This is a genomic window from Pedobacter sp. 05L430, from assembly GCF_056397585.1.
Window position 1 is genome coordinate 1 of the sequence record NZ_JBFTNT010000083.1, and the last position, 14,951, is coordinate 14,951.

15 protein-coding genes are annotated in these 14,951 nt (G+C 38.5%); 8 read left to right on the forward strand and 7 right to left on the reverse strand.

Translation table 11 applies throughout. The features are described 5' to 3' along the window. Window positions 1-90 precede the first annotated feature (90 nt). On the forward strand, window positions 91-894 hold the full coding sequence (locus AC1DG9_RS13245) for an FMN-binding negative transcriptional regulator (protein WP_288882632.1): 804 nt from the start codon (window positions 91-93) through the stop codon (window positions 892-894). Window positions 895-906: 12 nt separating this feature from the next. After that, window positions 907-1,407 carry a P-loop nucleotide/nucleoside kinase family protein gene (locus AC1DG9_RS13250; protein WP_288882630.1) on the forward strand — a complete coding sequence of 167 codons (501 nt, stop codon included), beginning with the start codon at window positions 907-909 and terminating at the stop codon, window positions 1,405-1,407. A gap of 210 nt (window positions 1,408-1,617) precedes the next feature. Here the strand turns inward: AC1DG9_RS13250 and AC1DG9_RS13255 are convergent, their stop codons facing one another. The 4 genes from AC1DG9_RS13255 to AC1DG9_RS13270 all read right to left on the reverse strand — a co-directional run bounded on the left by AC1DG9_RS13255 (window position 1,618) and on the right by AC1DG9_RS13270 (window position 4,872). Next, a complete protein-coding gene (locus AC1DG9_RS13255; RefSeq protein WP_288882629.1) occupies window positions 1,618-2,346 on the reverse strand; it encodes an MBL fold metallo-hydrolase in 729 nt (242 codons plus the stop codon). A 315-nt stretch (window positions 2,347-2,661) separates the two neighbouring features. Beyond that, entirely contained in the window at window positions 2,662-3,021 is a 360-nt protein-coding gene (locus tag AC1DG9_RS13260) for a DUF4406 domain-containing protein (RefSeq protein WP_288882628.1), read from the reverse strand. Between the two features lie 14 nt (window positions 3,022-3,035). After that, window positions 3,036-3,635 carry a GDP-mannose pyrophosphatase NudK gene (nudK, locus tag AC1DG9_RS13265; protein WP_337717418.1) on the reverse strand — a complete coding sequence of 200 codons (600 nt, stop codon included), beginning with the start codon at window positions 3,633-3,635 and terminating at the stop codon, window positions 3,036-3,038. A 286-nt stretch (window positions 3,636-3,921) separates the two neighbouring features. Beyond that, on the reverse strand, window positions 3,922-4,872 hold the full coding sequence (locus AC1DG9_RS13270) for a proline dehydrogenase family protein (RefSeq protein ID WP_288882625.1): 951 nt from the start codon (window positions 4,870-4,872) through the stop codon (window positions 3,922-3,924). A 261-nt stretch (window positions 4,873-5,133) separates the two neighbouring features. On the opposite strand from AC1DG9_RS13270, the gene AC1DG9_RS13275 reads away from it, so the two are divergent. The 5 genes from AC1DG9_RS13275 (at window position 5,134) to AC1DG9_RS13295 (ending at window position 10,962) form a co-directional block, all read left to right on the forward strand. After that, the gene (locus AC1DG9_RS13275) at window positions 5,134-5,994 is read left to right on the forward strand and encodes a hypothetical protein (RefSeq protein ID WP_288882623.1); all 861 of its coding nucleotides are present in this window, start codon (window positions 5,134-5,136) and stop codon (window positions 5,992-5,994) included. Between the two features lie 89 nt (window positions 5,995-6,083). Next, window positions 6,084-7,253, forward strand: a complete 1,170-nt coding sequence (locus AC1DG9_RS13280; RefSeq protein ID WP_288882621.1) for an RsiV family protein — start codon at window positions 6,084-6,086, stop codon at window positions 7,251-7,253. Between the two features lie 70 nt (window positions 7,254-7,323). Next, window positions 7,324-8,742, forward strand: coding sequence for a S41 family peptidase (locus tag AC1DG9_RS13285; RefSeq protein WP_337717420.1), 1,419 nt, complete (start codon window positions 7,324-7,326; stop codon window positions 8,740-8,742). Between the two features lie 213 nt (window positions 8,743-8,955). Then, window positions 8,956-10,254, forward strand: a complete 1,299-nt coding sequence (locus AC1DG9_RS13290; RefSeq protein ID WP_477634736.1) for an OmpA family protein — start codon at window positions 8,956-8,958, stop codon at window positions 10,252-10,254. A 45-nt stretch (window positions 10,255-10,299) separates the two neighbouring features. Continuing rightward, entirely contained in the window at window positions 10,300-10,962 is a 663-nt protein-coding gene (locus AC1DG9_RS13295) for a head GIN domain-containing protein (protein ID WP_337717422.1), read from the forward strand. A gap of 195 nt (window positions 10,963-11,157) precedes the next feature. Here the strand turns inward: AC1DG9_RS13295 and AC1DG9_RS13300 are convergent, their stop codons facing one another. Beyond that, the gene (locus AC1DG9_RS13300; RefSeq protein ID WP_288882614.1) at window positions 11,158-12,129 is read right to left on the reverse strand and encodes a hypothetical protein; all 972 of its coding nucleotides are present in this window, start codon (window positions 12,127-12,129) and stop codon (window positions 11,158-11,160) included. A gap of 288 nt (window positions 12,130-12,417) precedes the next feature. Between AC1DG9_RS13300 and AC1DG9_RS13305 the strand changes: the two genes are divergently transcribed. Further along, window positions 12,418-13,572, forward strand: coding sequence for a DmpA family aminopeptidase (locus tag AC1DG9_RS13305; RefSeq protein WP_288882613.1), 1,155 nt, complete (start codon window positions 12,418-12,420; stop codon window positions 13,570-13,572). Between the two features lie 113 nt (window positions 13,573-13,685). On the opposite strand, the gene AC1DG9_RS13310 is transcribed toward AC1DG9_RS13305, so the two are convergent. Together AC1DG9_RS13310 and AC1DG9_RS13315 are read right to left on the reverse strand one after the other, a co-directional pair. Then, complete coding sequence (locus AC1DG9_RS13310; protein ID WP_288882611.1) at window positions 13,686-14,261, reverse strand: DUF4352 domain-containing protein; 576 nt, start codon at window positions 14,259-14,261, stop codon at window positions 13,686-13,688. Between the two features lie 56 nt (window positions 14,262-14,317). Continuing rightward, window positions 14,318-14,917, reverse strand: a complete 600-nt coding sequence (locus AC1DG9_RS13315) for a hypothetical protein (protein WP_288882610.1) — start codon at window positions 14,915-14,917, stop codon at window positions 14,318-14,320. Window positions 14,918-14,951: the final 34 nt, after the last annotated feature.

The window sequence follows — 14,951 nt, forward strand, 5'->3', positions numbered from 1 at the left end:
CCCATGGCGTTATGCCACATTGTTTTATAAAGCTTTTCGTGAGATAGGAAGGGGGTATTGAAGCTTACTTCATAAGCAATTTGTGTATTGATGAGTTTTTCTTTTATGAGTAATTTAATGGAAAGTTGGATAGGCCCTGTAACCTTTCTGCTCAGTTCATTGTCTCTATCTTTAAAAATTATAACAATTGACTATATGTATAGATCACCATTTTTTGAGGAAGAGGATAGTGAAAAGGTATTGGCATTTATGTTTGCAAATCCTTTTATTACCCTGATAGGTAACGATGGGGAATTTCCTGTTGCCACCCAGGTACCGGTAATTGTAAAAAGGATAGGTGATATGATCCTGCTGGTTGGCCATATCATGAGAAAATCAGATCATTTCCGTGCGTTCAGTATCAATGAATCAGTAATGGCGCTATTCAGTGGTTCACACGCTTACATCAGTGCTTCTGTTTATGAAAAACCAAGTTCGGTGTCAACTTGGAATTATCTTTCGGTACAGGCAAAAGGCAGGATTAAAATGCTAGATGAAGCTGGGACTTACCAAGCGGTAAAAGACTTGACTGATATATATGAATCTCCGGATAGCAGCCCAGCGGCATTTGGAAGGATGGATAAAGATTACATTAAAAAACATCTAAAAGCAATAGTCGGATTTGAGCTGGAAGTACTCAAACTCGATCATACTTTTAAATTAAGCCAGAATCATTCAGCTCAAAATCGCAAAGGCATCATAAATAAATTACTTGCAGGTAGCGATATGGATATAGCTTTGGCGCAAGAAATGGAAAAGCAGCAAAACGATCCAATAGAAATCACGAAAAAACTTACTAATGATTTAGGGGTGTGTACTTCTGGAACACGCCATGTAAATGAGAAGAAGATATAATAACTGAGATTTATGATACATTTAATAATTGGCACGCAAGGTGCCGGGAAATCTACTTACTCCATGAATTTAGCAGAAAAAATTAATGGAATTCACCTCTCAATTGATGATTGGATGCAGGAATTGTTTGGTCCAGACCTTCCAGTACCGATGGATTTTGGATGGATAATGATAAGAGTGCACAGATGTGAGCAACGAATATGGTCCACTGCAGTAAAAATAGCTCAGACAGGTGGAAATGTAATTTTGGATCTTGGTTTTATGAAGGTGCAAAATAGAAGTCTATACCTAGGGTTGGCAAAAGAGCATGGGATTTCAACCCAACTACATTATATTAACGCACAATTGCCGACTCGTTTGGAACGTGTTATGAAGCGGAACGCTGATAAGAGCAAAACTTATTCTTTTGAAGTGAGCCCAGCTATGTTTCATTACATGGAAAATGAATTTGAACCACCAACTGAAGACGAATTGAAAGATATTGTCTTTATCAATACAGATGAGTCTATTTAAGTAGAAACTTCTGCTAAATATTAAAAATTCTTAATCTAATTAATTTGCCACACAAATTCATTGGGGAAGATTTGAATATTAATGTGAGATAGGACATTACCCCTGATATAAAATAAAAGTTGATTATGTAGAAGGGGGCTAAGATTTGCCTCCTTCTTGGTTTGTTATGAGACTAAATTTCTTGATTTTTTGTAGCATCTCAGCGAAATTTTAAAATATGCTTTTTCTTAAGTCAATGAGTTGTTGCTTCACATTTTTTCGCACTATTCCGCCATGATAACAAATCAATTCATTAATTTCTAATTCAATAAGCTTTTCAATGGACCTAATCGCTGCCGGGAGGTTTAGCGTGTACTGTGGATTGGCAATATTAAGATGGCCATTTTCTATAACCAATGCATCACCTGCAATGAGTGTTTTGGTTCGGTAAAGATAAATAGATATATGTCCAGGCATGTGCCCAGGAGTTGGAATGATCCTAAGATCTTTATTTTCTTTGAAATCATCCGTCGTGAATACATAGTCCACATTAACAGGTTTTACGGATGTCAGCATTAACTGAAAATAACGCGCATTAGCTTTTTCTGATTCAGGTAACTCTGGATATATTTTTTGCGCCTGCAGCATTCGCAAAGATTTTTTCCTGCCATTAACATAATTTGCTTCCGTTGAAGAGGAACAGACTTTAACATGAGGGTAGACTTCTTTAATCTCATGAAGACCACCAATGTGATCGATATCGTGATGGGTTACAATTATAGAAGTCAGATTTTTCAAGGAAAAACCAATTTGATTCATCGCCTTTTCGATTAATGGTAATGATCCTTCATATCCGCAATCAACTAAAATAAGTTCATGTTCCGAGCTCAGAAGAGCTGGATGTAGAATAGTTTCAGCGCCACTAAAACTGTACTTTATTTCGAGACAATTTATTTTCATTTTTTTAGGGGGATTATTCAATGTCTTTCTAGTAACTGCATTTATAAAAGGCAGTAATATCAAGATGAATGCTACATCTGGGGTGATATACAATGGCTGACTAGGATCTGTATGGTTAGTTTAAAGTATCCTTTTATTATTGGCGCAGAACATCAAAGTGAATAGAAAATTGCATGGGTTGGACAAAAATTAATTTAAAGGCGCAGGAGAAAGGTGGGTAGTTAGAAGGAGGCAAATTTCAGCCCCCTTCCGGGTTTGTTGCGAGACTAAATTTATCAACCTTTTTTTGTAGTAAGTTTACAAGTAATTTTAATTTCACTGTTCAGCATTTGGAACTTCGTCAATGTGAAAATAAATTTTTAAACCTCTTTCCCTACCAATTCTAACATCTTCATCAGCACCTTTGGATAGACCTTCAATTCGAAGTATTGCATCGCATTTTTCCAGTAATCGGTGGGCACAAGGGTATTGTATTTCATTCCAGATTTCATCACCTGTTTGTGTAGAACCTGCCAGATTTATCAGTGGCAAGGCAACCCATTCGCCAATCATTGGTACGTGACCTTTTCTGAATAATGGGACGGCAAAGGCTTCAAGGTTAGCCAGATTTTGCTTCATTAAAATCGGATCATCATTAGTGCCGCTTCTATAAGGGCCTGCAATTAGTATAAGCATATTGTTCTTGTTTTCTAATTTTGTAATAAGTTTAAGGTCATTATCCGATTAATTAATAAATGCTGCAATAGCATTATGGTTTTGCCATCTTTTATTTCTCCCAGTTCTATCATCGCAAATGCTTGAGGGAAGGGGATTTCGAGAACAGTTATATGCTCCTCCTCCTCGGGTAGGCCTCCACCATCATTTATTTTCATCTCTGATGTGTACGAGGCTATGAAAAAGTATAAAAGTTCTGTAACTGATCCAGGAGACATATAAGCTTCAAATATTTTCGTAACCTCAATAATTTTAAAGCCTGTTTCTTCTTCTGTTTCTCGTTTGATACAATCTTCAGGGCTATCCAAATCCAATAATCCCGCACATGTTTCGATAAGCATTCCATCTTTATTCCCATTTAAATATGTCGGTAGCCGAAATTGTTTCGTTAAAATCACAGTATTTCGTTCCCTGTTATATAGCAGTATCGTTGCTCCATTTCCACGGTCATACACTTCTCTTGTATGTACCACAGCTTTGCCGTCTTTTTTCTCCGCCTGATAGGTCACCTTGTTCAGGATATACCAATTGTCCGATAAAATCTCTTTATTTATTAACTTGATATTTTTTTCCATATTTATCTATATAATTGAACATTTAATGTTGAGGAAAATGATAATCATCTCTACTATTCCTATGTAGTGGATAATTTATCCTGTGCAAAGAAGTGACATCGCTCTAATACTTATTATTTTTCGAGACGCCGTTGCCGAACTCCAGCCCATTTTTATTAATCCTTTTGATGAAAAAAAGATTTGATTTCCTTAGCACCGCAAGTTCCTTTGTCAGGTCTTTGTCGATCCTTCTGGTTATAGCTGGAGTTCACAACATATTTATCCTCATCGAAGTCAATTTTTGAATTTAAAGAGAACTAGAATTCGATATATCTGCAAGCGCCTGAAAGAGATTTAATGGATATTCTGATAGTCTGTTGCATAAATATAGATACCATTCTTTACCATAAACAAAATAAAGCTTAGTCATATAGCCCTCTGCCTGTAATTGAAGCAAACCTTCTTCTTGAATACCATAAAGGCTTTCAAATTCATAATCCGTTTTATCAGGGTGGTAAAAGTCGATGAGTTTCTTTGCCTCCTGCTGTATATCTGCATGATGAGTCGCTATAGAACATTTGTGTCTAATTTCAAACAGTTCTCCGATATAGCCCAAATATACTGTGTCAAGTTGCGAACCCCTTTTCATGCTTAACCCTTCATCAGTGCCGAAAGCACCTTTAACGATTCTGATTCTGCCTGGCAGCTTTTTTAGTTCATCGAAATCTTCACGCGTTCTGTACAAATATGCCTGAAGGGTTACCGCGAGTACATCAGTAAGTTCTGAAGCCTTCTTATAAATTCCCAACACATTGTCGGTCTGATGAGGCCCCTCAGCGCTTAGGTTCACCTCGATTCCAAATCGGGAGGCAACTGAGCAGATTTCCATTAAGTTCTCCAAACATAGCTCAAGAGAAACATTTAAACCTATATGTGACAAATCGAGGGAAACTGTAGAATTCAATTCTTTTGACGCGATATGAGTACAAATCCTTAAGAACTCATCTTTGGCAGCATTTGCCTCCGAAGCCTGGTTAATATTTTCACCCATATATTCAATAGAGCATTTCATTGAACGATTGTTCGCCTGTATAACTTTCTTCAGTGTTTCCTCTAACGTTTCACCTCCAATATATCGGTCTGCTGCCTTACGCAGGATACCATATAGTAATTTGTTGTTGAGCAAGTATTGTTTTGCCTGTTCATTAGTAGCTATGGTTTTTAAAGCGGCACTTCCAATACTTAATAATTCTTCCATTTGCTTTTGATATATAAAATTCTTGTGTTAACTGTATTATTTGTGATATCCCTTTAATCCTTAAGAGAAGTATGGCTAAGGTAAGCTATCAGTTGAGCTACTGCAATCACATGTTTATGGGATTTCTGGTGAGTAATAATAAGTAAATGACATTTTGAAATTATTAATATTTCCTGTAACCTTTTTGATTGTCTGTTTGTCTTGTAAAAAAAGTAATGGGTTCGCATCCTATTATTTAAGATCAACATAAACTCTTATAAAATGGTAATCAATCACTACCAGACAAAAAAGAACTATCTAAGAAAGAAAAGTTCAGCCAAAATCGCCGGTTCAATTTTTAGACTAATATTGCTAGGTGCTATCTTTAGTAGCTGTAAAAATAATATCCAGAAAGAACCTGAACTACCCCAGGTGAAGATGATTAAGTCGATCAAGACAACTGATGGGCAACTTGGGCAAAATTTTATAGTCAATTATGGTTTGGACAGACAAGTGTCTTATGTTGGCTCAGCTGATTTCAGGTTTGGCTATACCTATAGTTACTTAGGTACACAGATTAGCCGTATCGAGCACAATGCTGGAGATTTGCTTTATACGCTCGTTTTGAATTATTCAAATAATAATGTACTATCAAATGCAGAATTTAAAGTCACAAATGCTTCTGGTGTAATCATATCCTTCCCGTTGACTTGCAAGAATACCGGAAACCTTATCACAATAGCTACAAATGCCCATGATTTAACCTTTCTTGAACTCCAGGTAAGCGATGGAAAATTAATTAAAGCACTTACAAACGCCTGGTACTTAAAAACCTCAATAAGTTTTCAGTATAACGATAAAAAGGAGCGAGTCTATGGAAATGTGATTCCGGTACTTGCATTGAAAAATCCCATTTCACCTGCAATTGCGATTCTGGTAAATGAACTTATTTCGCTTTCCTTGCAGGCATTTTTTTCAAAACAGCTTTCAGCATTTCAGTCCTTAAGATCTTCGGTAACTATAAACTATACTCCAAATTCAGGAGATTTAACATCTATAAAATGCCAGAGTGATGAGCTGGATCCTGATGGAAATCTTGTTAAAAGTGTTAAAACCGATATCACCTATACTTATTCGAATTAAATATTAACGGACTTAATCTATCAGGCAAAAGAACGGGTTTTGCAGTCTTCTGAATTTTCAGCTTTCCTTTTTATCACACTAGTAAAATTATGAATTTGTATCGATCAACCATTTATATATCGTCTGTGGTTTGCCTTTCTATCTTTTTCTCTTGTAACGGAGATGGCAAACAAAAGTCATCTAAGATTAGCAAATCTACTCCAGGAACTTTGCAAATCCCTGAAATCCTGCCTCACGCATTGCCTGAAGAATTTTACATGCGGCTTGAGGGAGAAATTGGGGGGCAAGCCGTCGTAATGAATCTACAAAGGGACAAATCTGAGTTCTATGGGAACTATTATTATCAGGGTTCCTGGCTAACTTTATCGGAGATGGAAACCAGCCTCAAGGAAACATTTGTTTTTTCAGAATCGGGATTTAATCTGAACGACGAGGAACGTTTCATGCACCTTAAATGGACTGGTGTAGGATTCGTTGGGTACTGGACGGCCGACAATGGCCGAAAATCTTACCCACTGATTTTAAGAGAAAGTTATCCAGAGGGGAGTTTTCAGTTTAAACATAGAATTTTTAAGGATTCAATACAGAGCGTCCCCGTAGAGTATGAAAAAGGGATTGTAGAATTCCAGGAACAGTATATTGTAGCTGATGGAAATAACCGGGATTACAAATGGTTGGATAAAGTCATCAAGTTAAGAGATGGAATTAATGGTAGTCAGTCCTGGGAGCGGGGTATTTCAAAAAAATCTGATGGGATACTGAATGCTTTGTTAGTTGACCTACCAGATACCCTCGGAGCAGATAGTGCATTGTTGCATTCGAACTATTTCAATATGTCTAAAAACACCATACTGTATAATGAAAGATCATTTCTGGTTTTGGAAAAGAATTTTAGCGCATATACTGGTGGTTTGCATCCAAATTACAGTACAACTATGGTTTGCTTTGATGTGAAAAATAAAAAGCTTTTGCACCTGAAAGATATTTTAAAGGCAGATGCAAACCTTTCAGCTGTTCTGGAAAGTTGTTTCCGGGAACAATATGGCCTTAAAAAAAATCAATCCCTTAAAGAGATTCTATTTGAAGAGGAAATTTATGAGAATCATAATTTTTACTTCAACAATAATGGATTAGCATTTAAATACAATACTTATGAAATCGCACCCTATAGTGAAGGCGAAATATCCATATTCCTTCCTTTTTCAAAGATTAGAAATATGATTCGACCCACATTTCTGCAAAGATTTGACCCCTCGTGAGAATCCCCATCGGTTAAAATCACATGCTTATGTGATTGATGAAGCTTGATTAACGGGTTATCTTACAAAGATGATAACAAGAATAAATATAATTAGGGGAAAACATTTATTGCTGCTTGCCATGGCTTTGACGGGTGGTAGCCTTGCTAAGGCACAACGTTTGTTTACCGTTAGTGAACTAAAAAAAGATTTTTCCGTGGTGAAGGCTGCACTTAAGGAGGCACACGCTGGAATTTACCGATATAGTGATAAGGTCGATATTGAAAATCATTTCGTTTCCATGGAAAAAGGAATTAACCGACCAATGACTGAGCAGGCTTTCTTCAGATACCTCAACCCATTTATAGCAACAATTAAGGACGGCCATACCAAATTCCACAGGGAGGGGAGACCGGATGATTTGTTTGCCTTTGCAAAAACTGGTTATTTCCCCTTGAAGCTCTATTTTTACGGTAACAAAGCTTATGTGCGCTCGGATACTGTTAACGGGAGAATATCAGCCGGGGCAGAAATAACAAGCATCAATGGAAGGCCGGTCAAAGTTGTTCGCGACCTGATTTTTAAAAACATTTTCGTTGATGGCAAAGGGAATACAATGAAGTATGCCCTTATCAATGATAGTTTTGGGGGCTATTATGCGACATTTATTGAAACATCGAAGCTATTTAAGGTTGGCTATGTAGACAATGGGCAAGCAAAGACGATCTCCATTGCCGGAGTATCGTCACAAAATATTGGTCACATCGAGGACCTTGTTGCCCCGTACCAGCTAAGTTTTCTTGGCGAGAGAATTGCCCTAATGCGTATCTCAGTCTTTCAGCCTGGCCCTGCTGCGGTCGGGTTTGATAAGTTTCTTTCCGAATCCTTTCAGGCAATTCGAAACGCTCAGATTTCAACTCTCCTTTTAGATTTGCGCAATAATGAAGGCGGAATTGATGCTTATGGAATCATGTTGTATTCATATCTCACAGATATAAGTTTTAACTATTATGACAGATTTACCGTGGCAGGACCTGCTGAGTATAGTTTTAGCCGCTATGCTAAATTACCGCCAGAACTGGAGCATTTAAAAAGGTTTATAAAAAAAGTTGATGGCGAGTACCAGTTCTCGCAAAAAGTAGGGCTAGGCCCTCAGCAGCCCAATCCGCTGAATTTCAACGGTAAACTTATAATTTTAATCAACGGAAGAAGTTTTTCAGTAACGAGCGAATTTGCGTCGATAGCAAAGGATAACCGTAGGGCAGTTTTCATAGGTGAAGATACAGGTGGAGCAGCAGGAGGTAATACCAGTGGAGCATTTGCTCTTGTAACTCTGCCCAATACCAAATTGGGACTTGATATTCCCCTCCTGGGCTACCATATGCACCTTAAAGATTATTCACAGGCTGATTTTGGCGTAAAAGCAGATTATCAGATTGTCCCTTCCATAAAAGATATCATGGAGAAGAATGACCCTGTCATGCAAAAAGCACTTGCACTATCAAAATAAGGATTGAAATACGATAAATGTCTTACTTTTTTTATTGCAGTATAGGATTTGTTTTCTGTTGGTGAACATTTGAAAATCAATTTGATTGCTGCATTTTTTTGTCTTGTCTGGATTAAACCCCATGAACATGTGATTGTTGCATACTGCTCACTGGGCTACTTTTGTAACCATTAGGTATACACTAGGGATAATATTCCCCAAAAATTAGAAGAAATGAAAAAGATATTATTTGCACTGATTGCCACCTGCTCAATATGGACGGCCGCAGATGCTCAGATACTCCAGGGCCTTGGAAGAAAGATGAAAGATAAGGTTCAGGAGCGGATTAACTCAAAAATTGATAAAGCTGCCAACGCTAGTCTTGAAAAAGTTGAAGATAAAATTTCAGGAAAAAATAAGGAAGCCACAAAAAACGACAATCAACCGGCTATGGTGACTGAAAAGGAGTCTTTAAAATCATACTCTAAATTTGACTTTATTGCTGGGGAGAAAATTATTTACCTAGATGATTTTTCCAAGGATCCAATTGGAGAACTTCCCGCAAAATGGAATTCAAATGGAAAAGGAGAGGTGATAAAAGTGGACAAAACACCGGGGAAATTTCTTAGACTATTCCCAGGTACGAAATATCTCTCAGCCAATACTGCGGCATTTGGAGACAATTTTACGATAGAATTTGATCTTATTATGGATGGTACGCCTCCTTCAGGCACACGGTTTTACCCGGATCTGGCCATAGGTTTGTTTGCTGCAGGACGAAAGCCCGGCACGGACAATGCATTTTTGGATCAATATCCAAAGGTAGAAAACATCACCGAAATTTTACTCAAACCCAATGTTGACGGCGCCTCTATGTCTTCGTTAAAGAGCAAGGGAATGGCGAATGCTACCACGTTTGAAAGCGGGGCCATCGCATACAAAGAATACACTGCTTCATTCGGTCATCTCGCACATTACGCCATTCAAGTTGAAAAACAGCGATTGAGATTTTGGGTGGACGGCCATAAGGTTTTCGATACCCCTAGAGCAATCAACCTAAGCCCAGGACTCAATCAAATTTATTTGAATTGCTTTAAATACTGGTTTTATAACGAAGATAACTTTGGTCTATATGTCAGCAATTTCAAAATAGCAACAGGTATTCCCAAGCCGGCGGAAACCCTACTGACAAAAGGCTCATTTTCAACCAGTGGAATACTTTTTGACCCTGGCTCCGATCAGCTCAAACTGYAATCCATGGGTATTATAAAGGATGTGAGCAAATATCTGACCGAGGATCCGGCCATTAAGCTGAAAATCATTGGCTACACGGACAGCGATGGTGAAGCCGACGCTAACCAGCAACTTTCTGCGAAACGTGCAGCAGCAGTTAAAAAAGTTTTGATAAACGAATTCAAGATAGAGGCATCCAGACTGGAAGCCTTAGGTAAAGGGGAAACAGTGCCCATCAATGATAACAAAACAGAATCTAATAAGGCCTTGAACCGCAGAGTGGAGTTTGTAAAGGGCTAAAAAAAGCAAATAAAAATCGGCTTAAAAGCCACAAAATAAAATCACATGAACATAAAAAAAATAATTTTTCTCCTGCTAACTTTGCAGACTGGTATGTTTTTATCTTGTAAGAAGGACCAAATCAATGCTGATGGGGATCAAACGAGCGAAGTGAGAAAGCCGGGCAATTTTAAACAGGTATATACCAGTGGATCCACGCCCATTTTCATTTCCTACGGATCCGAATATAAAATAGAGCTGAAAGGCTCCAAAAATCTGATTGCAAGGTATAAGACTACTATTTCGGGCGATGAGCTGGCGCTAGGGTATGAACACTTGGAACTCGGTAAGGATGACCTTAAAATCTATGTGACCTTGCCGCTGTTGGAAAAAATCTCTTTAAGTGGTAGTACTACGATTGAAATTCATGGCAATTTCCCTGATCAGGCCACGCTCCTAGCTGATATTAGTGGTTCGGGTGACATAGAATTACTTGGGACAATGAAAACAGAAAATTCAAAAATTAACATTTCAGGTAGTGGAGATGCAAGGTTTAAAAACATGATTAGTAAAAATGCAATATTGAGTATATCTGGAAGTGGCGACATCCGGAGCAGTGTGACCGCTAACTTGAAAGCAGGGATAAGCGGAAGTGGTAACATTTATTATACGGGAGAGCCTGTTGTCGATTCTGGAATAAGTGGAACCGGAAGAGTAATTAAAAAATAATAAAGTATATCTGTCAAATTGCGAAGGGCCGGCTGTTAAGCCAGCCCTTTTTTGATTTCCTGATAATCATATCTTTATGGTTTTCATGGAGATTGAAGTAAATAAATTTTGATTTAAACCCTAGAAATCCGCTCAACATGTGATCCTGATCGCACCAAGATGCTGCTTAAATCAGCAAAATTAACAGGAGTTTCTTCATAAACGACTCATATCTATCAGGGTGTCGAAATTATAATTGATGATCTGAGCTTTCGTTTGAAGCAAGCTGCCGTCGAACAGCATGAGGTTAACCTTATCGAACAGTGCTTTGGAAATTTCTAAAATTTCAACAGTGACATTTTTTCCTTTGACAGTTGATTTATCTTGATAAAGCTTCGCTGCCTGAACTGCCATGTTTCCAAGTGCTGTCTTCCTGGCCTTAAAGTAGGACAGGTTAACGCCAAATTCCAGTTCGTCGCACATTCTGATCAAAATCGCTCTTGAAATGCGGTAGGCTGATGCTTCGCGTGAAACTGCGGCTCTGCGTTCTTCTTCAGAGCCGGCGTAATGATCTGATTTGGCAGACCAGTTTACGATTTCATTTTGGGCATTTCTCGAACTTTCAATCATATCCTGTCTGTATTGTGAGAGCTCCATTTTGTAAAAGTTAAACCTGACATCCAGTTGTTCGACTATCTTGCTGCCGGCAGAGCCTCCCGGATGATAAGAAGGAGTGCCAAGTTCTGTCATTTTCTGGCCAATGGCTTCGGTAAAATCCCTGTATAGATAACGGAATTCCGCATGTTCCTTCTCATAGTTGAAGCGTTTTACGACCGGGTCAAAAAAAGGATTAGGTATGGAATCTATGAATGCCCGCGCGGGTATAAATTCCTCGGCCGGGGCCAGAAGGTTTTCAGGTGTGATTTTTATGCGAGAAATTTGTTTCACAGCCAATTCAGTATTAATCAGTGGTTTGGCATAGTAGGATTTGATCAAAGTTTTCACTTGGGGTTCATTTGATATTTTCTTATAGAAATCTTCGATGTCCACAAGTCCTTCATCTGCTGCCATCATGGACTTCACCTGTTCGAGAACTTCCTTGTCGAGTAGCGCTTCCGGATTCGCAATTTGGCTGTATCCTTTCAACAGATTTAAAGTCAGTACAGAAATTAAGAGTATTTTTTTCATCATTATTTTTCTTTACTACAAGACAATGCTATTGCTGGTTTGGTTACAGGATTAAACTATTTAATGTTCAGCCTATATTTTCGGTGGACCAGGGGGATAGCTATACCGGAAATCCGCTTATGGATTCCGAAATAAGTGGAACAAGAAGGGCAATCAAAAATTAATGAATATCCTATAACAAACTGCGGGAAGGGCTTGCTTTATTAAATAGCAAGCCCTTTCTGTTTATAACTGTAAAATCACATTTTTATGTGGTTTGGTGATGGTTTGTTTTAAATAAATTTGTATATGAAAACAAAAATCTTGATTATCTGTGTATTAACATCACTTTGCACAGGCGCTTATGGCCAGCGGGCCAGAGAATTGGGAATTATATTCGAAGGAAAACCGGGCGAAAATAATACCATTACAGACGTTAAAGGCGTTTTAGTTGGTTATAAAACCTTGATATCTGGGGCAGGGACTTTAAGAACAGGAAAAGGTCCAGTACGCACCGGAGTGACTGTCATATTTCCAAAAGGCAAATCAATAGCGCCTGTTCCTGCAGGTTGGTTTTGTTTGAACGGAGATGGTGAGATGACGGGAACCACAGCTATTGAGGAATATGGCTTTAACTATGGGGCGATAGGTATTACCAATACCAATAGTGTGGGCGTGGTTAGAGATGGGATTGGGGAATGGAATATTAAAAACTTTTCAAAGGACGGGCAGACCGATTTCTCGTTTGGTTTACCTGTTGTCGCGGAAACCTTTGACGGACTACTTAATGATATTAACGGTCTGCATGTTAAAAGAGAAGATGTATTTGACGCTTTGAACAATGCACACGATGGGAAGATAGAAGAAGGGAATGTCGGGGGAGGAACCGGAATGTCCATGTTTCTATATAAAGGAGGTAGTGGAAGTGCCTCAAGAGTTTTTAAAATTGATACTTCCAGCTATACCCTTGGCGCGTTTATTCAGGGTAATTTCGGTGGCAGGCAGGATTTGGTCATTTCCGGAGTGCCAGTGGGTAAACTTTTAAAAGATGATATGCCAGTGATCAATTCAAAAGAAAAAGACGGTTCTATTATTGTCATAATTGCAACAGATGCCCCACTGCTGCCTGCGCAGTTAAAGATGGTGGCAAAGCGTGCAGCCCTTGGTGTAGGAAAAACAGGAGGTTTGGGTAGAAACAGTTCGGGTGATATATTTTTAGCTTTCAGTACCATCTCTCCAAATGATAATGAAAAAGGGACAATGCAATTCTGGAAAGTGCTGTCGAAAGAAATGCTGGACAAGGTATATCAGGCAACCATACAGGCGACAGAAGAGGCCATAATTAATGCTTTGGTTGCTTCAAAAACAATGGGCGGAATAAATGATAACCTCATTTATGGGATACCACATGATAAAATGATGCAAGTTATCAATAATTACAGCCACCAGGAAAAAAAGAAATAATTGAATATGTTGTTCAAGAAGAACATACTGGGTGGCAATCTTAAATAAAGACCCGCATACTGCACTATAAAACAATATGCGGGCCTAAGTAGAGCTGCTAACAGTCTGTCCTCTTACAAGGAAAATTTAGCCTTTGTCTGCTTATCGAGCATGGTCAAATCATCAGATTCAGGAAGGCTGATTTCAAACTCCTTCAAATGATCAGGAGCTTGAAAACCCATCGCCACACAGCGGTGAAATTCACCGGCTGGAAATTTTTCAGACCAGATTTTATCATTTTCTTTATTTTTTTCGTTGTCGGGATTGGCAAGGTTATAGGCGCTAAGTGAACCAAGAATATCACCAAACACCGTACCCTGTTTATCTCGTATTTTTGCTGTAGACAGGATAACCCCCATGTTGATCTCCCGATCAGTCTTATTTTTTACAGAAATGTCCAACACCACATATTGGTTGCCTTTCTTTGGAACAAACCCCACTGAACTTGTGGGCCTGAATGGTGTGGCTTTATAAATACTTAGCTGATAAGTCGTCGTTTCGATAGTTACCAGGGCCTTTTGCGTTTGATTTGCCTTAGTTATTTCCTCATTACCTGCATGCTCCTCTAGCTGCTGGCTTTGCGCTTTCTTTTCGCTGCAGGCAGCAAATAGCAGTGTTACGCTTAAAAGTGAGATGAATAATTTTTTCATTTTATTTATTTTCTAGTTAATGGGTTGTTAGCAGCTTTACTGAACTCAGCTGCCAGTTATTTTTCTTCGTGGAAACTGAATAATACTTTGGGCTCAGAATCAATCCTTAACATATCAAGGCATTTCTCACCATATTGGTTAACAAATGGCTCACACGCAAATTTTGCTTTAAGTAGTGTTCGGGAATCAAAGTCAGCCTGCGTTAGTTTCTTTTTAGACTCTGGGCCATAATTTATTACCATTCGATCTGTTCCGGTTACCGGATGCAGTTCAATGCTCTTATATACAATACCGTTGCTCAGCTCTGTTTCCCCTACAACCACTGTACCCTTTGTTTCTGTCCAGCTTTGCCTGGTCTCGCCCCCAGAGGAAGTTGCTTTAAGGTAAAGAAGCGCTGTATAGGTTCCATCGGCAGAAAAGTGATAAAACATATAACTGCCTCCAGCACCATCTTTATAACTTGAATTATAGGAATCATAAAAATTTGTTGAAGATAAAATACCAAACTGCCAGTAGTTTGTTGGTGAAATTAACTCTGCCGGTACTGTCGTTCTCGGGGAATCCCCAAAGTCTGTCTGTTCTTCTGGTGAAGATTTTTTGCAAGCTGAAAGTATAAGCAAAGCAGTTATACCCAGTAGCGCAATTTTGTTTTTCATTTTTATATACATTAAGTTGTATTGGCATTACCTA